Annotated in this window: 14 protein-coding genes; 10 read left to right on the forward strand and 4 right to left on the reverse strand. The window is 72.2% G+C overall.

The genetic code is table 11. The features are described from left to right. Positions 1 to 76: 76 nt before the first annotated feature. Entirely contained in the window at positions 77 to 1,750 is a 1,674-nt protein-coding gene (purH, locus tag ACQ5BE_RS06645; RefSeq protein WP_430296183.1) for a bifunctional phosphoribosylaminoimidazolecarboxamide formyltransferase/IMP cyclohydrolase, read from the reverse strand. A gap of 127 nt (positions 1,751 to 1,877) precedes the next feature. Between purH and ACQ5BE_RS06650 the strand changes: the two genes are divergently transcribed. The 4 genes from ACQ5BE_RS06650 (at position 1,878) to ACQ5BE_RS06665 (ending at position 4,779) form a co-directional block, all read left to right on the forward strand. Beyond that, positions 1,878 to 2,030 (forward strand): hypothetical protein, encoded by a 153-nt coding sequence (locus tag ACQ5BE_RS06650; RefSeq protein WP_430296184.1) that lies wholly within the window; start codon positions 1,878 to 1,880, stop codon positions 2,028 to 2,030. Positions 2,031 to 2,087: 57 nt separating this feature from the next. Continuing rightward, positions 2,088 to 2,543: a DoxX family protein gene (locus tag ACQ5BE_RS06655; protein WP_344299499.1), complete on the forward strand. Its 456-nt coding sequence runs from the start codon at positions 2,088 to 2,090 to the stop codon at positions 2,541 to 2,543. Positions 2,544 to 2,792: 249 nt separating this feature from the next. Continuing rightward, positions 2,793 to 4,145: an MFS transporter gene (locus ACQ5BE_RS06660; protein ID WP_430296186.1), complete on the forward strand. Its 1,353-nt coding sequence runs from the start codon at positions 2,793 to 2,795 to the stop codon at positions 4,143 to 4,145. Between the two features lie 160 nt (positions 4,146 to 4,305). After that, entirely contained in the window at positions 4,306 to 4,779 is a 474-nt protein-coding gene (locus ACQ5BE_RS06665; RefSeq protein WP_344299497.1) for an SRPBCC family protein, read from the forward strand. A gap of 77 nt (positions 4,780 to 4,856) precedes the next feature. Here ACQ5BE_RS06665 and purN read toward each other — a convergent pair whose 3' ends face one another. The 3 genes from purN to ACQ5BE_RS06680 form a co-directional block, all read right to left on the reverse strand. Next, positions 4,857 to 5,444 (reverse strand): phosphoribosylglycinamide formyltransferase, encoded by a 588-nt coding sequence (purN, locus tag ACQ5BE_RS06670; protein ID WP_413250293.1) that lies wholly within the window; start codon positions 5,442 to 5,444, stop codon positions 4,857 to 4,859. A 207-nt stretch (positions 5,445 to 5,651) separates the two neighbouring features. Beyond that, positions 5,652 to 6,968 (reverse strand): cell division protein PerM, encoded by a 1,317-nt coding sequence (locus ACQ5BE_RS06675; protein ID WP_430296187.1) that lies wholly within the window; start codon positions 6,966 to 6,968, stop codon positions 5,652 to 5,654. Between the two features lie 117 nt (positions 6,969 to 7,085). Further along, complete coding sequence (locus tag ACQ5BE_RS06680) at positions 7,086 to 8,246, reverse strand: 12-oxophytodienoate reductase (RefSeq protein WP_430296188.1); 1,161 nt, start codon at positions 8,244 to 8,246, stop codon at positions 7,086 to 7,088. Between the two features lie 157 nt (positions 8,247 to 8,403). On the opposite strand from ACQ5BE_RS06680, the gene ACQ5BE_RS06685 reads away from it, so the two are divergent. The 6 genes from ACQ5BE_RS06685 to ACQ5BE_RS06710 all read left to right on the forward strand — a co-directional run bounded on the left by ACQ5BE_RS06685 (position 8,404) and on the right by ACQ5BE_RS06710 (position 17,300). After that, positions 8,404 to 8,868: a DUF4383 domain-containing protein gene (locus tag ACQ5BE_RS06685; RefSeq protein WP_430296189.1), complete on the forward strand. Its 465-nt coding sequence runs from the start codon at positions 8,404 to 8,406 to the stop codon at positions 8,866 to 8,868. A 103-nt stretch (positions 8,869 to 8,971) separates the two neighbouring features. After that, on the forward strand, positions 8,972 to 10,171 hold the full coding sequence (locus tag ACQ5BE_RS06690) for an MFS transporter (protein WP_430296190.1): 1,200 nt from the start codon (positions 8,972 to 8,974) through the stop codon (positions 10,169 to 10,171). A gap of 115 nt (positions 10,172 to 10,286) precedes the next feature. Continuing rightward, complete coding sequence (locus ACQ5BE_RS06695; RefSeq protein ID WP_430296191.1) at positions 10,287 to 11,447, forward strand: glycosyltransferase family 4 protein; 1,161 nt, start codon at positions 10,287 to 10,289, stop codon at positions 11,445 to 11,447. A gap of 18 nt (positions 11,448 to 11,465) precedes the next feature. Further along, entirely contained in the window at positions 11,466 to 12,818 is a 1,353-nt protein-coding gene (locus tag ACQ5BE_RS06700) for a UDP-glucose dehydrogenase family protein (protein ID WP_430296192.1), read from the forward strand. An 88-nt stretch (positions 12,819 to 12,906) separates the two neighbouring features. Continuing rightward, entirely contained in the window at positions 12,907 to 16,251 is a 3,345-nt protein-coding gene (locus tag ACQ5BE_RS06705; RefSeq protein ID WP_430296193.1) for an SNF2-related protein, read from the forward strand. A gap of 365 nt (positions 16,252 to 16,616) precedes the next feature. Beyond that, positions 16,617 to 17,300, forward strand: coding sequence for a transglycosylase family protein (locus ACQ5BE_RS06710; RefSeq protein WP_430296194.1), 684 nt, complete (start codon positions 16,617 to 16,619; stop codon positions 17,298 to 17,300). Positions 17,301 to 17,588: the final 288 nt, after the last annotated feature.

Here is a 17,588-nt window from a genome sequence, read left to right on the forward strand (position 1 = left end):
CGGCGCCCAGGACTGGCCCCGAGACGCGCTGAGGGAGGTCGGGGATGATCCCGACCTCCCTCAGTCTTCCCTCGTGTCAGTGGAAGAAGTGCCGGGAGCCCGTGAAGTACATCGTGATGCCGGCGGCCTTCGCCGCCTCGATGACCTCCTCGTCGCGCACCGAACCGCCGGGCTGGACCACCGCGGACACGCCGGCGTCGATGAGGATCTGCAGCCCGTCGGCGAACGGGAAGAACGCGTCCGACGCCGCGACCGCACCGCGGGTGCGCTCCGGAGCCGAGCCGGCGCCGCCGGTTCCCTGGGCGCCGCCGGCCGAGTCGACGTCGGACGCCACCTCGACCCCGAGGGTGTTGGCGCGCTCGACGGCGAGGCGGCACGAGTCGACGCGGTTGACCTGGCCCATGCCGATGCCTACCGAGGCGCCGTCCTTGGCGACGAGGATCGCGTTGGACTTCGCCGCCCGGGACGCCTTCCAGGCGAACGCGAGGTCCGCGAGCGTGGCCTCGTCGGCGGACTCGCCGGCGGCGAGCGTCCAGTTGGCGGGGTCGTCGCCCTCGGCCGCGAAGGTGTCCGAGACCTGGATGAGCACGCCGCCCGAGATCTGCTTGATCTCGGTGGCGTACCGGCCGTAGCCCTCCGGCAGGGCGAGGAGGCGGATGTTCTTCTTCTTCGAAAGGATCTCGACGGCCTCCGGCTCGAAGTCCGGGGCGATGACGACCTCGGTGAAGATCCCGGCCACGGTCTCGGCCATGCCCTTGGTCACCGTGCGGTTCGCGGCGATGACCCCGCCGAACGCGGAGACGGGGTCGCAGGCGTGGGCCTTGCGGTGGGCGTCGGCGATGGGGTCCTCGGCACCGGGCGTGGCCACGGCGATGCCGCACGGGTTGGCGTGCTTGATGATCGCGACGGCGGGCTCGTCGAAGTCGAACGCGGCGCGCACGGCGGCGTCGGCGTCGACGTAATTGTTGTAGCTCATGGCCTTGCCGTGGAGCTGGTCCGCCTGGGCGATCCCGGCCGGGGCCGCCTTGTCCACGTACAGCGCGGCCTGCTGGTGCGGGTTCTCGCCGTAGCGGAGCACCTCGGAGCGCTCGAGGGCCAGGCCCGCGTATGCCGGCCAGTCGACCACCCCGTCGCCGTCCTCGTCGAGGAACTGGCTGGCCGTCCACGTCGCCACCGCCGTGTCATACGCGGCGGTGTGGGCGAACGCCTTGGCCGCGAGGCGCTGGCGGGTCTTGAGATCGAAACCGCCGGCCTTGGCCGCGGCGACGACGTCGCCGTACGCCCCCGGGTCGACGACGATCGCGACCGCGGCATGGTTCTTCGCGGCCGAGCGCACCATCGCCGGCCCGCCGATGTCGATCTGCTCGACGACGTCGTCCAGCGCGGCGCCCGACCGGGCCGTCTCGACGAACGGGTAGAGGTTCACGACCACGAGGTCGAACGCCTCGATCTGCATGTCCTCGAGGGTCTTCATGTGCTCGGGCACGCGGCGGTCGGCGAGGATGCCGCCGTGCACGCGCGGATGCAGCGTCTTCACGCGCCCGTCGAGCATCTCCGGGGAGCCGGTGACCTCCTCGACCTCCTGCACCGGGACCCCGGCGCCGGCGATCCGCTTCGCCGTCGAACCGGTCGAGACGATCCGAACGCCGGCCTCGTGCAGCCCCTTCGCGAGGTCCTCGAGGCCCGTCTTGTCGTAGACCGAGATCAGGGCTCGGCGGATGGGAACACGGTCCAGCTGGATCACAGGCACTCGTCTTTCTCGAAACGGGGCGGGGAGGGGTCCCGGCCATTCTATCGACCGCCCGCGGGGCCCGCCCCGTCCCAGCGCCCCGGTCCAGCATGTTTCCCGCCGGGGCGGGAAGGGCATCTGTCATGGCATGCGAGCCATGGTCTACCGCGGAGCGCACAAGATCCGGGTCGAGGAGAAGGACATCCCGGCGATCGAGCACCCGAACGAAGCCATCGTCCGGGTGGACTTGGCCGCCATCTGCCGCCCCGGGAAGGTCCTCCGGTCGTTCCGCGACGCCTGAGCGACGTCGTATTGTCCAATCACCAGCGTCCACCGAAGCCACCAGAGAAGGACCATCATGGGATTCAGCCTCAGCCGCTCCGTCCTCCGCCTCGCCACGGGCGCGTTCATCCTCAACCAAGGCCTGTCCAAGCTCCGGCTCGACCGGGACAGCGCCACCGGCCTGCGGGACATGACCGCCAACGCCTTCCCGCAAGCCCAGCAGCTTGCTCCGGAGACGTTCGGCAAGGCCGTGGCTGCCGCCGAGATCGGCCTCGGCGCCGCCCTCCTGGCCCCGTTCGTCCCGACCCGGCTCGCGGCGCTCGGCCTCACTGCGTTCTCGGGAGGCCTCCTGGCCGTGTACGCCAAGACGCCCGGGATGACGGAGTCCGACGGCGTCCGGCCCACCCAGGCGGGCCTCACCATGGCCAAGGACGTCTGGCTCGCCGCCATCGGCGTCGCCCTCCTCGTCAGCCGCCGCCCGAGGAAGCCCCTCAAGACGGCCAAGGCCAAGGTGCGCAAGATCACCAAGTAGCGCTGGCCCCTCTACCTCCGCCGTCTCGGGTACGCCAGATTCGCCGCCCCGCCGTCTCGGGTACGCCAGATTCGCCGCCCCGCCATCTCGGGTACGCCCGACGTCGGCGCCGCGGCGCGCGCGGCCCGGGCACCCGCCGTCGTGCGTACCCGAGAGCGCCAGATGCGGGTTTTGGCGTACCCGAGAGCGCGCACGGTGCGTTTTTGCGTACCCGAGACCGGGGGGAGGGGCGGGGCTAGGCTTGCCTTCATGAGCACCTCCACTGCGCTGCCCACCGGGGACACCGTCGTGCAGAACCTTCCCTGGCGCTGGGGGGTGCAGGGGAAGATCTTCCTGATCGGCGGGCTGGGCTTCATGTTCGACGCCTGGGACGTGACGCTCAACGGCGTCCTGATCCCGCTGCTCTCCGCCCACTGGAGCCTCGAACCCGCCCAGGCGGCGTGGATCGGCACCGCGAACCTCATCGGGATGGCCGTCGGCGCCTTCGCGTGGGGCACGATCGCCGACACGGTCGGCCGCAAGGTGGCGTTCACCGCGACCCTGCTCATCTTCTCCGTCTTCACGGTGGCCGGCGCCCTGAGCCCGGACATCGTGTGGTTCTGCGTCTTCCGGTTCCTCGCCGGCTTCGGCCTCGGCGGCTGCGTCCCGGTGGACTACGCGCTCGTGGGCGAGTTCACGCCGCGGAGGCAGCGCGGACGCGTCCTGACCGCCATGGACGGCTGGTGGCCGGTCGGGGCCGCCCTGTGCGGCTTCGTGTCCGCCTGGCTCGTGGGGGCGTTCGCGGACTGGCGGCTGCCGCTGCTCGTCATGGTCCTGCCCGCCCTGCTCGTGTTCTGGATCCGCCGGGGCGTCCCCGAGTCACCGCTGTTCCTCATCCGCAAGGGCCGCGGTGCGGAGGCTCGAGCCGTGATCGACGGGCTCGTCGAGCGCACGGGCGCCGAGCCCACCGAGTACCGCCTCCCCGAGCCCCACGACGTCCCGCGGCTCTCGCCCGGCTCGTGGGCAGAGCAGCTGGGCAGGGTGTGGCGCTTCAACTGGAGGGTCACGGGTGTGGCCTGGGCGCTCTTCTTCAGCATCCTGCTGGTCTACTACCTCGCCCTCACCTGGATGCCGCGCATCCTCATCGGGGCCGGCTTCGCCGAGTACCGGGCCTTCCTCACAACGGCGGGCATGGCCGCCGTCGGCCTGCTCGGCGTCGTGGTCGCCGCGCTCATCGTGGAACGCGTGGGACGCAAGTGGATCCTCGCGGTCACCGGGCCGCTCTCGGCGCTGACCCTCGTGGTCGTCGCGTGGGTCGTCGACGTTCCAGCCGCCGCCATCGGCTGGCTCCTCGCGTTCGGCTTCGTCGTCCAGGTGGCGATTCCGGTGCTGTACGCCTACGTGTCCGAGCTCTACCCCACGGAGCTGCGCGGCTCCGGCTTCGGCTGGGCCTCGACGTTCTCCCGCATCGGCGCCGGCATCGGCCCGCTCGTGTTCGCGGCATGGTTCTGGCCGACCCTCGGCTTGGCGGCCTCCTTCGCGCTCACGGGCGGCCTCGTGGTGCTCGCAATCCTGTGGATGGCAGTGTCCGCGCCCGAGACCCGGCAGCGCTCGCTCTCCTGAGCTCGCGCTGGCTGGCCGGGGCAGCGCACCGTGTTTGGGCCGCACCGCGTCGGGTAGCCGGAAGAGTGACGGTCCGGAGAGAGGCCGCAGGCACAGGGCGACCGCCTGACAGGCGCCGCCCCACTGCCGAAGTACAGCGCCAACCCTCAAGGAGCAACGCATGTCCACAGTGCAGGAATCCATCGACGTCGCCGTCCCCGTGTCCACCGCGTACAACCAGTGGACCCAGTTCGAGAGCTTCCCCGAGTTCATGGGCGGGGTCGAGTCGGTCGTCCAGCGGGACGACACCCACCTCCACTGGACCACCAAGGTGGCGGGCCAGACGCGCGAGTTCGACACGGAGATCACCGAGCAGCACCCCGACGAGCGGATCGCGTGGAAGACCACCGAAGGCGTCAACCACGCCGGCGTCGTCACGTTCCACCGGCTCAACGACACCGAATCCCGGGTCTCGGTCCAGTTCCAGTGGGATCCGGACTCGGCCACCGAGAAGCTCGGCGCTGCGTTCGGCGCCGACGACGCCCAGGTCAAGAAGGACCTCAAGCGGTTCAAGGAGTTCGTCGAGTCCCACGGCGCCACCGGTGCCTGGCGAGGCGACGTGGACTCCCGGCCCCAGACCGGCGACGCGTTCTGACGCCCGTCTGATCCAGCTCACGCAGCGCACGACGCCGCGTACTCGCCACCGCGGGCACGCGGCGTCGTGCGCTGTGGCTACGCCACGGGGGCCGGAACCTGCCCGACCGCGATGCGGCGCAGGACGTCGATGAGCAGCCGGCGCTCGACCACCTTGATGCGCTCGTGGAGGGACTCTTCGTCCTCCCCCTCGGCGATGACGACGGCCTCCTGGGCGATGATCGGGCCGGTGTCCACGCCGGCGTCGGCCCAGTGGACCGTGCAGCCGGTGACCTTGACGCCGTACGCGAGCGCGTCGCGGACGCCGTGCGCTCCGGGGAACGCCGGGAGGAGCGCGGGGTGCGTGTTGAGGTACTTGCCCTTGAAGCGCTCGATGAAGTCCGGGCTCACGATCCGCATGAAGCCTGAGGACACGACGACGTCCGGGCTGTAGGAGGCAACCTTCGCGGTGAGCGCGGCATCCCATTCGTCGCGGGTGGGGAACGAGTTGAAGTTCACGACGAAGGTCTCGAGGCCCGCATCCTCGGACCGCTCGATCCCGTAGGTCCCCTCGCGGTCGGCGCCGACGGCGGCGATCTCGACGCCCGCGAGGTCGCCGGACTCCACGGCGTCGATCAGAGCCTGGAGATTCGAGCCGGTGCCGGATACGAGGACCACGATGCGCATGGACCCACCATACCGGCGGGCACCGCTCCTCCCCCGCGCCGAGGTCACCCCCAGTGAGCGCGAAGTCACCCCCACTGGGCACGAAGTCACCGCCTGTGAGCGCGAAGTCACCGCCTCTGAGCGCGAGATCACCGCCTGTGAGCGCGGGATCACCTTTCAGAGGCACCACACGAGGTGACCTCGGCACCACACGGGATGACCTCGGCGTCAGAGGGAGTCGGCGGCCAGCTCCCGCTCCGCGCGGGACCGCTCGAGCCACGGTCCGAGGGCGTACCCGATGCAGGCGCCCACGGCGGTCTCTGCGCCGACCCAGACGAGCATCCACAGGGGGTCGACCCCCAGCTGGGTGAAGCGGCCCATGCCCGCGGAACCGCCCGTCAGCCACGCGAGCCCCGCCGCGAGCGCGCCGGCGGCGGCCCCGACGAGGGCGCCGAGGAACAGCGCGGAGACGGGGGCGGTGAACCAGCGGGCCCTGACCTTGATGGATAGCCACTCGTCGAAGTGGTCCTCGCCCTCGCGCACAAACCACCAGCCTGCCAGGACCCCGGCGAGCACCGGGACGACCAGCGCCGCGGGGCCCAGGAGGAGTTCCCCGCTGGGGAGGGCGGCGAGCGCCGGCACGGGCGGCAGGGGCCCGACAGCGGTCGCGAGCGCCCCCGCCGTCGAGCCTGCCCCGAGCGTGACGCCCGCGCCCGAGGCCCAGCCCAGCGTCCACACGAGCAGGTGCGGGGCGTACCCCAGCTGCGCGACTGTGAGGGCGGCTCCGCCAACCGGGTCGGCACCGACGGCCTCGTACACGGTGACGATCTGGGCCCAGTGCGCCACGAGGCTGGCCGCGAGCAGCAGGCCGGACAGTGCCAGGGAGCCGAGCAGCGCGACGAGCCCGGCGCGCAGGACGGCCCACATGTAGCTTCCGGCCCACCGCGAGTACTGGCCGGTCCGCGCAATCCAGTCGACGGCGTCGACACCGATCAGGCGCGTCCAGGATCCCGCCTCGCGCCGGGCCCCGATCACGAGCCCGAGGCCGAACGGCGCCAGCGGCGTCAGCGTTGCGGCGATGAGCCCCACGCCGACCTGGGGGGTGCGGCACAGGAAGCCGGTCGCGAAGCCGAAGGCGGCGTAGGCCGCGCCAGCACCGGCGAGCGCCTGCCACAGGTTGTCCGCATAGGAGGCGCGGGCCAGCCGCCGGCCCGAGCGCCACGCGAGCAGGATGGGGACAAGGGTCAGCCCGAGCGGGATGAGCGAGAGAGTCCCCGCCTCAGCCGGGACGTCTGCGCCGGCCGCGGGGGAAGCGACGCTGAGGCTGAGCGGCACGCCGTGAACGAGGAGCCAGGCCTGCCCGCCGAGCCGCGCGACCGGCTCCGGTCCCCACGCCCCGAGGCCGCCGGTCAGCCAGACCGCGACGATCGGGACGAGCGCCAGGACGGCGGAGATGATGATCGCCTGGATGGCCTCGACCGCGCCCTGGAGCCACAGCGGCATGGGCAGGCCCCGGATTCCTGACTGGTCGGCGCGGAGTTTCATCGCCCTTCACTGTGCCACGGACGCGCCGCGCGCGGGCTCAGGCGCACCGTGCTCGCCCCCGCCCGCGCACGACGGCGGCCACGCGCCGTCGCGCGTGCGGCCCACCCGTCGCCGGGGTCAGGAGAGGCGGAGACGGTCCTCGGCGCTGAAGGGACGGATCTCGTCGGTGCGTCCGTCCCGGACCTTGGCGACCCATGCGGGATCGGAGAGGAGGACGCGGCCGACGGCGACCAGGTCGAACTCGTCGCGGGCGAACTGGGCGAGGAGCGTCTCGAGGCCGCGGACCTCGGAGCGCCCGCCCTCCTGCCACGTGACCTCGAACGCGTTGTCCAGGCCCACCGAGCCCACGGTGATCACGGGGAGACCGGTGACCTTCTTGGTCCACCCGGCGAGGCCGAGCCGGGCGCCCTCACTGTCCCCGGCGCCGTCCGCCTCGGGGAAGGCCGGCTCCCAGTGGCGCCGCGTCGAGGGGTGGAAGGCGGAGACGCCCGCGTGGGCGAGGGTCTTCAGGATGGTGCCCAGCTCCTCGGGAGTCTCGGCGATCCGGGCCCCGTAGTCGCCGGACTTCCACTGCGAGAAGCGGAAGATGACGGGGAAGTCGGGCCCGACGGCGGCGCGCACGGCCGCGGCGACCTCGGTGGGGAAGCGGAGACGCGCCTCGAGCGAGCCACCGTAGCTGTCGGTCCGGCGGTTGGTCCCGGCCCAGAGGAACTGGTCGAGGAGGTAGCCGTGGGCTCCGTGGAGCTCGACGCCGTCGAACCCGGCCTCCTGGGCCGCGACCGCGGCACGCGCGAAGTCCTCGCGGATCCGGGCGAGCTCCTCGACGGTGGCGGCGCGGCCGCGCTCGGCGCCGTTGGGAGCGATTCCGGAGGGGCTCAGGCTCGGCAGCTGCGGGTTGAATTCCGCATGGTTCCCGCGCGCCGCGCCGAGGTGCCAGAGCTGGGGGACGATGCGGCCGCCCTCTGCGTGCACGGCGTCGACGAGGCGGCGCCAGGCGTCGAGCTGCTCGCGGCCGAACAGCCGCGGGACAGACGTGCTCGGACCCGAATCCTGCGAGACGTAGACGCCCTCGGTGATGAGCAGGCCCACACCGGCCGCGGCGCGGCGCGCGTAGTAGCCCGCGACGTCGGGCGTCACCGTGCCCTCCGGGGAGAACTCGCGCGTCATGGGGGCCATCACGAAGCGGTTCGGGAGGCGGACGGGTCCGAGCTCGAACGGGGTGAAGAGGCTCGAGAGCGGGGCGGTGGACGTGGCGTCAGGCGCGTGCTCGGTTGTCATGACAAGCCCAACCGGTGGTCCAGTGCGGGGCATTCCCGGACGCCCCCACCTGTGACGCGAATCACTACACGGCGTAGAATTGAGGTGTCGGCGGAGCGGCACTCCACCGGCGCCCGCCGGGCACGAGCCCCCGGGCAGCTTGGGGTTCGGAGGAGACATGACCACCGCCGCGCCGCACGCACATGGTGTCCACTTCGGGCGCAGGGACGTCCAGAACGTCGCCATCGGCGTCGGCATCATCGTGATGCTCGTCGGCATCCTCGGGTTCGTCCCGGGAATCACCGGCAGCTACGGGGACCTGAGGTTCATCGGGCCCGACTCCCACGCCATGTTCCTGGGCGTGTTCCAGGTGTCCATGCTGCTGAACATCGTGCACCTGGCCATCGGGGCCGTCGGCCTGACCATGGCGCAGAGGTGGACAGGGGCGCGCAGCTTCCTGCTCTGGTTCGGCGTCGTCTACGTCCTGCTGGGCGTCTACGGGTTCGCGGTCGGCACCGCGTCCGCCGCCAACGTCCTGGCCTCCAACATGGCCGACAACTGGGCGTTCGCCGTCCTCGGGCTGGCGATGATGGTGTGCAGCTGGCTGTTCACCCGCAGCTCGGTCGAGGAGGAGAGGGCCTAGGCACCTCGCGTCCTGCTGTCCCTGCCACCGCGGCGCGGGCCCTGCTCGGGGCCCGCGCCGCTGGCTGCCCGCGCCGCTCGCTGCCCAGCCTAGAATCGGGGCCGTGACCCAGCCCGCTCCCGCGCCCCCGCCCTTCGCGGCCGTCGTCCCCCTCTACGCGGCGGGGTTCACGACGGCGTTCGGCGCCCACAGCATCGCAGCGGGCCTCGGCGCGGAGAGCGGCCCTGGCGGTCTGGGCCTGAACCTCTTCGCGCTCGGCGTCCTGCTGGCCCTGTACGACCTGGCGGAGGTCTTCCTCAAGCCCCTCTTCGGCTCCCTCGCAGACAGGCTCGGCCCCAAGCCGGTGGTCGTCGGCGGGCTCGTGGCGTTCGCCGCGGCCTCGCTCGTCGGTGTCTTCGTCCAGGCGCCGTGGGCGCTCGCCGTGGCCCGGCTCGGGCAGGGCGCGGCGGCGTCGGCCTTCTCGCCCGCGTCGTCGGCGAGCGTCGCACGGCTGGCCGGCCCGCTCACCGGGCGGTACTTCGGGCGCTACGGCTCGTGGAAGGGGATCGGGTACGCGATCGGGCCGCTGCTCGGCGCCGCCGCGCTCTACCTCGGCGGGTTCCCTCTGCTGTTCGGCGTCCTCTCGCTGGTCGCCGCGGCCGTCGCGGTCTGGGTCGCGGCGGCGATGCCGCGCCCCGAACCGCTCCCCCGCCGCCGCTACACCGTGGCGGACCTCGCGCGCCAGATCGGCGACCGCTCGTTCCTCGGCCCCACCCTCGTGCTCGCCGCGGCGACGGGATCGCTCGGCGCTGCCGTGGGCTTCCTGCCCGCCCTCGCGGCCCAGTCGGGGCTCAGCACCGCCGCCGCGATTGCGGCCGTGACCGTCCTCGCCGTCGCCTCGTCCCTCGTCCAGCCGCGCGTCGGCGCGCTGAGGGACGCCGCCCGCCTCACCGACACGCGCGGCATCCTCCTCGGCCTCGGGCTCATCGTCGTCGGGGCGCTCGTCGGGGCTGTCGGGGCAATGGCCGGGACCGCGGCCGCCGGCGTCGCCGTCTACGCCGCGGCGCTGCTTGCGGGCGCCGGGATCGGCCTCGCGACCCCGCTCGCGTTCGCGCACCTCGCCGACGCCACCCCGCCCGAGCGGATGGGCCGCACGATGGGCTCGGCCGAGATCGGACGGGAGGCGGGCGACGCCGGCGGCCCGCTCCTGGTCGGGGCGATCGCCGCGGGAGCGGGCCTCGGCTGGGGCCTCGCGGCGCTGGCAGGCGCGGTAGCGCTCGCCGGGCTCGCAGCCCCGCGCACGCCGTCCCACGCCCAGGACTGACCTCCCGCGCCAGGCCCCGACTGGCGCACCCCGTCCTCCCCGCGTTCACTTAGGCTTCCACGTCGCGTCACGCCTCCTCTGCCCTTCGGTCAAATGGTCACAGGATGGTGGAAACGTGAGGATCGCGATTATTGCCGAGTCGTTCCTGCCGCAGATGAACGGGGTCACGCACTCCATCCTGCGGATCCTCGACCACTTCCAGGAGCGCGGCGACGAGGTGCTCGTCATCGCCCCCTCCGGTGAGGGTGCCAGCGCCGTCTTCCCGGTGCGGGAGCGGGTGGCCGGCGCACAGGTGCACCGTCTGCCCGCCCTTCCCGTGGCCGGGTACCCGAACGTGCGCGTCGCATTCGGCGCCGTGCCCAAGGTCAAGCGCATCCTGAGGGCATTCGCCCCGGACGTCGTCCACCTCGCCTCCCCGTTCGAGCTGGGGTGGCGCGCGGTCCGCGCCGCGGACCAGCTGGGCCTGCCGACCATCGCCGTCTACCAGACCGAGGTGCCCGGGTACGCGGCGCGCTACGGCCTGCCGTTCCTCGAGAACTGGGCGTGGCAGCGCGTGGAGGCCATCCATCTCCTCGCGGACCGCACGCTCGCGCCGTCGACCTTCGCGTTCAACCAGCTGCGCGGCCGCGGAGTGCTCGACGTCGAGCTGTGGCGCCGCGGCGTGGACACCGTGCGCTTCACCCCCTCGAAGCGCGACGCCGCGTGGCGGGCCTCCGTCGCCGGCTGCACCCGCGAGGGGCGCCCGGTGAAGGTGATCGGGTACGTGGGCCGGCTCGCCGCGGAGAAGCAGGTGGAGGACCTCCACGTCCTCGCGGACATCCCCGGGACGAAGCTCGTGGTGGTCGGCGACGGCCCGCTGCGCACCCAGCTCGAAGCCCAGCTGCCGTCTGCCCACTTCACCGGCTTCCAGGGCGGGGAAGACCTTGCCAGGATCGTGGCCAGCTTCGACCTCTTCGTCCACCCCGGCGAGTTCGAGACGTTCTGCCAGACCATCCAGGAGGCCATGGCCTCGGGGGTCCCCGTCGTCGCCACGGGACGGGGAGGGCCCCTCGACCTCGTGGACAACTCGAAGACCGGCTGGCTGTACTCGCCGGGGCGCCTCGACGAGCTGCGCTCCTACGCCCTCGACCTGCTTGGTGACGACGCCAAGCGCGCCGCCTTCGCCGCAGCCGCCTGGCGCAGCGTGCAGGGCCGGTCCTGGCGCACCATCTCCGAGCAGCTCATCGGACACTATGAGGCCGTGATCGCCCGGCGGGCGTCGCTCGCGGCCGGCTGACCAGCGAAAGGGAACACCATGAAGATCTCTGTCATCGGCTGCGGATACCTCGGCGCGGTCCACGCCGCGACCCTGGCGTCGATGGGCCACGACGTGGTGGGCATCGACACGGACGCCGACAAGGTCGGCCACCTCTCGAGGGGCTTCGCGCCGTTCTTCGAACCCGGGCTCGAGGACCTCCTCGCCGACGGCCGGGACAGCGGGCGCCTCACGTTCTCCACCGACATGGACCGGATGGCCGACGCCGAGGTGCACTTCCTGTGCGTCGGCACACCGCAGTCGAAGACGAGCGACCTCGCGGACCTGGGCTATCTCGAGGCCGCGACGCGGGCGGTGGGCGCGCGGGCCAAGGCGGGCTCCGCCGTCGTGGGCAAGTCCACCGTCCCCGTCGGCACGGTGCACCGGGTCCGGGAGTGGCTCGCGGGAGCCGACGTGGCGCTCGCGTGGAACCCGGAATTCCTGCGGCAGGGCACCGCGGTGAAGGACTCCCTCGTGCCGGACCGCCTCGTGTACGGGGTGGAGGACCCGGACGACGCCGCCGGGCCGGGTTCCGCAGGACCCGGCACCGTGCGGACGCTCGACGAGGTCTACGCTCCCCTCCTGCACGCCGGCGTCCCCCGGATCGTGACCAGCTTCGCAACCGCGGAGCTCATCAAGTCCGCCGCCAACGCGTACCTCGCCACGAAGCTCTCCTACATCAACGCCATGGCCGAGCTGTGCGACGCCGCCGGCGCAGACGTCACCCAGCTCTCCGCAGCGATGGGGCTCGACCCGCGGATCGGCCAGCGGTACCTCGCCGCCGGCCTCGGCTTCGGCGGCGGCTGCCTGCCCAAGGACATCCGCTCCTTCCGGGCGCAGGCGCGCGAGCTCGCGGTGGACTCGGTGGATGCGTGGATGGGCCTCGTCGACTCGATCAACGTGGGCCAGCGCGGCCGGGTGGCTGCGCTGGCGACGGAGCTGTGCGGCGGCGCGGTCTCCGGCCGCCGGATCGCGGTGCTGGGCGCCGCGTTCAAGCCGGACACCGACGACATCCGCGACTCCCCCGCGCTCGACGTCGCGGTGCGGCTCGCGGGCGCAGGAGCGCATGTGGTCGTGACCGACCCCAAGGCCATCAACAACGCGTGGATGCGGTACCCGCAGCTGCAGTTCGAGTCGTCCCTCGCGGCGGCCGTGGAGGGGGCCGAGATCGTGCTGCTGCTGACGGAGTGGCCCCAGTTCCGCGCCCTCGACCCGCTCGACCTCGCGGGCCGCGTACGCCGTCCCGTGATCATCGACGCCCGCAATGTCCTGCCCCGGACAGAGTGGCGCGCGGCCGGATGGACGGTCCACGGCGTCGGCACCGGCGATGCGGCCCGGGTCCAGGTCGCCTGACCCGCCCTGTCAGCCCGGAGCGAAGATCTGTCCACAGGGCGCGGTCCCGGTTCGAAACGCGTCGGCGGGGCGTGGGAGCATGGAATCCATGGCCCCCACCCCCTTCCCCGCACCCCGCGACGGTCTGGCGATCGCCAGCCTGCCGCTGGTCGACGCGGTGACGATGCTGCACCGGGTGGGTCCGGCCGCCATGGCCAAGGCCAACGCCTACACGCGTGGTGGGCACGTCCTCGAGCTGGACTGGAACTCCGGAGCGCTCGAGCTCGGCGGCCTGGTCCAGGGCAGCGACCCCGAGCCGTACGAGGTCAAGGTGTACCTCCAGCCCTCCGGTTCCACCTTCAGGTACGACGGCGGGTGGTGCACCTGCCCCGTTGGCACGGACTGCAAGCACATGGCCGCCACTGTGCTGGCCTCCAACGCGGACCACCTCCGCGGGCTGGCGGGCGCGGCCCGGGGCCGCGCCGAGGCCGCGGAGCCCGCATGGAAGGCGGAGCTGCGGCAGATCATCTCCCCGTCCGGCGCGCGCAGCCGCTCGGGCGCGGCGGCGCAGCGCCTGGGCCTCCAGTTCGAGTTCCGCGACCTCGACGCCGCGTTCTCCCGCCGCTTCAGCGGCCCGCACGCGCCCCGCTTCAGCCAGGGCCGCAAGCTCGCGATGCGCCCGGTGGCCAGCAGCCCGAAGACCGGCAAATGGGTCAAGGGAAACCTCACGTGGAGCACGTTCGGCCGCCAGGACTACAACGGGGACTACGTCGAGGCCCACTTCGCCTGCTTCCGCGAGATCCAGGCCCTCCGCCTCGGGACGGGGTCGGGGTACTGGAACGGCAATGACCCCTGGATCTACCTCGACGACTTCATCAGCCCCCTCCTGTGGACCCTCCTCGATGCGGCGGCCCACGTGGGCGTCGAGCTCGTGGGCACCCGCAAGGGCGTCTCGGTCGAGGTCGCGCGTGAGCTCGCCTCGGTGAGCCTCGAGGCGCTTCCCGCGGACGACGGCGCGATCCGCCTCGTGCCCGTCCTCGCCATCGGCGGCGTCCCGGCGCCGACCACCGCGGCGGGAACGATCGGCGACCACGGGGCCTACGCCGTCGTGCGCGCCGGCACCGAGGAGCGCATCATCCTCGCCCAGGCTGCGTCCCGCCTGGGCGACCGCGAGCGGGCCCTGCTGCAGACGCCCGAGGGCATCGAGATCCCCGCGGACGACCGCGAGTCGTTCGTCGCCGAGTTCTACCCGGACCTCGCCCGCGCGGTCACCCTCACCGCGGACGACGACGCGCTCGGCCTGCCGCCCATCGAGCCGCCCGCGCTCGTGCTCACCGCCCGCTTCGAGCCGCGCGACGTCCTGCGGCTGGACTGGCACTGGGAGTACCGTTCGGGCGACGCCGTCCGGCGGCTGCCGCTCGTGGCCTCCCCCGGCGAAGGCATGCGCCGGGACGAGTCGGAGGAGGAGTCCAGGACAGCCGCGGCTGCGGCGGCCCTCGCGGACAGCGTCCTGAAGGGGAAGCCGCTCGGCCCGGCCAGGCTCGAGGGCCTCGACACCGCGGACTTCGCGGAGCGCACCCTTGCCGTCCTCGAGGCCGCGGACGGGATCGAGGTCCGAGTCGAGGGGACAAGGCCCGACTACCGGCAGCTCCACGGCGCCCCCGAGCTCGTGGTCAGCACGGTCGAGAGCGAGAAGCGCGACTGGTTCGACCTCGGGCTCATGGTCACGGTGGAGGGCCGCTCCATCCCGTTCCAGGACATCTTCACGGCCCTGGCCAAGGGGCGGGAGAAGGTCATGCTGCCGGACAAGACCTGGTTCCGCATCGACACGCCTGAGATCCGCCGCCTCAAGAGGCTCATCGACGAATCCCACGAGCTGCGCGAGTGGCGCGCCGAGAGCACCTCGAAGAAGCCGCCCCGGTTGAGCCTGTACCAGGCCGGGCTCTGGGACGAGATCGCCGAGATCGCGGGCGAGACCGTCCAGGCGCCGCGCTGGAGGACCGCGGTCGACGGCCTCCTCGACCCGCATGCGCTCGACCGGGTCCCGGTGCCCGCCGACCTGCAGGCGGAGCTTCGCCCCTATCAGGACGAGGGGTTCCAGTGGCTCGCCTTCCTCCACCGGCACGGGCTCGGCGGCGTGCTCGCGGACGACATGGGGCTGGGCAAGACCCTCCAGACGCTCGCACTCATCCTGCACGTGCGGGCCGGGGGGCCGAAGCCGCCGTTCCTCGTCGTGGCGCCTACCTCGGTCGTGGCGAACTGGGCCACGGAGGCGGCGCGCTTCGCGCCCGGCCTGAGGACGGTCGCACTGACCGACACCGAGGGGAAGTCCGGCGTGCCGCTCGCGCATTCGTGCGCGGACGCGGACCTGGTCGTGACGAGCTACGCCCTGTTCCGGCTGGACTTCGAGGCGTACGCGGCCCAGGCCTGGTCGGGCCTCGTGATGGACGAGGCACAGTTCCTGAAGAACCGCGCGACGAAGGCCCACCAGTGCGCCCGGGACCTCGAGGCGCCGTTCAAGCTCGCCCTCACGGGCACGCCGCTCGAGAACAACCTCATGGAGCTGTGGTCCCTCTTCGCGATCGTGGCCCCGGGCCTGTTCCCGGCGGCCCACCACTTCGGCCAGGACTTCGCCAAGCCGATCGAGAAGAACGCCGACGCGGACCGGCTCGCCCGGCTCCGGCGGCGTGTCCGGCCGCTCATGCTGCGCCGCACCAAGGACGCCGTCGCGAAGGAGCTCCCGGAGAAGCTCGAGCAGCGCCTCGACGTGGACCTTGACCCCAGGCACCGCAAGCTCTACCAGCAGTACCTCCAGCGGGAGCGGGAGAAGGTGCTGGGCCTCGTCGAGGACCTGGACCGCAACCGCTTCATCGTCTTCCGCTCCCTCACCCTCCTGCGGCTCATGGCCCTCGACCCGTCCCTCGTCGACGATGCGCACGAGGGGGTGTCCCCCGCGAAGCTCGACTCGCTCCTCGAGCAGCTCGACGACGTGGTCGCCGAGGGGCACCGCGCGCTGGTGTTCAGCCAGTTCACGTCCTTCCTCAAGAAGGCCGCTGCACGGCTCGAGGCCGAGGGCATCGCCTACGAGTACCTCGATGGGTCGACGCGCCGCCGCGGGGAGGTCGTGTCACGCTTCAAGGAGGGCGAGGCGCCGGTCTTCCTCATCTCGCTCAAGGCGGGCGGCTTCGGGCTGAACCTGACGGAGGCCGACTACTGCTTCCTCCTGGACCCGTGGTGGAACCCCGCGGCCGAGGCGCAGGCCGTTGACCGCGTGCACCGCATCGGGCAGACCCGCCGTGTCATGACGTACCGGCTCGTGGCCAAGGGCACGATCGAGGAGAAGGTCATGGAGCTCAAGGAGAAGAAGGCCGCCCTCTTCTCCTCCGTCATGGACGACGACGCCATGTTCGCCTCGACCCTGACCGCCGACGACGTCCGGAGCCTCCTGGACTGAGGCGCCTCCCGAAAGTGGGAGGCCCGGCTGAGGCGGCCCGGAACTGAAGAAACCGACGGACACGAGAAGACAGCGGAATCCCAGCAGACTCTCAGTAAAGATCACGGTTTGGCAACGGAGGACCGATCCTCTACGGTAGAGGTCAAGGTTCGATAACGGACCAAAGCCTCTACCCCGCGAGGCGGAGGTTGACAATCGCCGCGGCCTTGACGCTGTCGGCTGCATATGCCGGGTGCTGCCGTCCACCGTTCGCCGCCGTCTGAGCAGACACCTCGACCTGACCGTTGACCGTCAGGGGCCGGTGGCGCACGAAGACTTCTGGGGACAGAGGGAGTGCCGGTGGAGTCCCGAGCATACATACCGTTATGAAGAAGACATCTTTCGCTTCCTCCGCCCGCCGCTCCCTCGCCGTGATGGCCGCCTCCGGTGCCGCGCTCGGTGCCGCCGCCCTCGGAGCCCCCGCCGCCAACGCCGTCTCGGGTTCCACGTGGGACGCTCTCGCCCAGTGCGAGGCCAGCGGCAACTGGTCGGCCAACACCGGCAACGGCTACTACGGTGGCCTCCAGTTCACCCAGAGCACCTGGGCCGCGTACGGCGGCTCCGGATCCCCCGCCAACGCCAGCCGCGACCAGCAGATCGCGGTGGCGGAGCGCGTGCTCGCCGGACAGGGCTGGGGCGCATGGCCTGCCTGCTCCGCAAAGCTGGGCCTCTACGGCACGGCCGGCGCCAACCCGACTCCCGTCCAGGCCGCGCCGGCCCCCGCCCCGGTCCAGACCCAGCAGGCGCCCGTGCAGCAGGCACCCGTGCAGAAGGCACCGGCCAAGGCCGCCGCTCCCGCGCAGGCCGCGCCGACCCAGGGCCGCCACGCCGCGCAGGTCCCGCTGAGCGGCAAGACCTACACGGTCGCCGCGGGCGACACGCTGAGCGGGATCGCCCAGAAGCTCGGCATCAAGGGCGGATGGCAGACGCTCGCCGACGCGAATGCCTCCACCATCAGCAATCCCAACCTGATCTTCGTCAACCAGGTCCTCCAGCTCCCGGCCCAGTAAGGCCGGGCGGACGCGCGCGGCGCCGCACCCCCCGGTGCCGCGCGCAACCACCCTCCCCCTCAGCGCCGCACCAGGACTCGCCCACCCGCCCTCGCGGGCACCGCGGCGGGTCCTGGTGCGGCGCTTCTCTCGTCCCCGGTCGGCCAGCGGCCGGGACGCGGTTGCGGGAAAGGCCTTGAGACCACCCTTGCGCTGGGATACCAAGGACTGTACATTTGGGATACCAAAAGGAGAGACGCGGATCACACCCTCCCGTCTCGTCCCAAAAAGTTGCGCAGTCTCCTTGTC

The sequence above is a fragment of the Sinomonas sp. B1-1 genome, assembly GCF_050474465.1.
GTDB classification, from domain to species: domain Bacteria; phylum Actinomycetota; class Actinomycetes; order Actinomycetales; family Micrococcaceae; genus Sinomonas; species Sinomonas flava.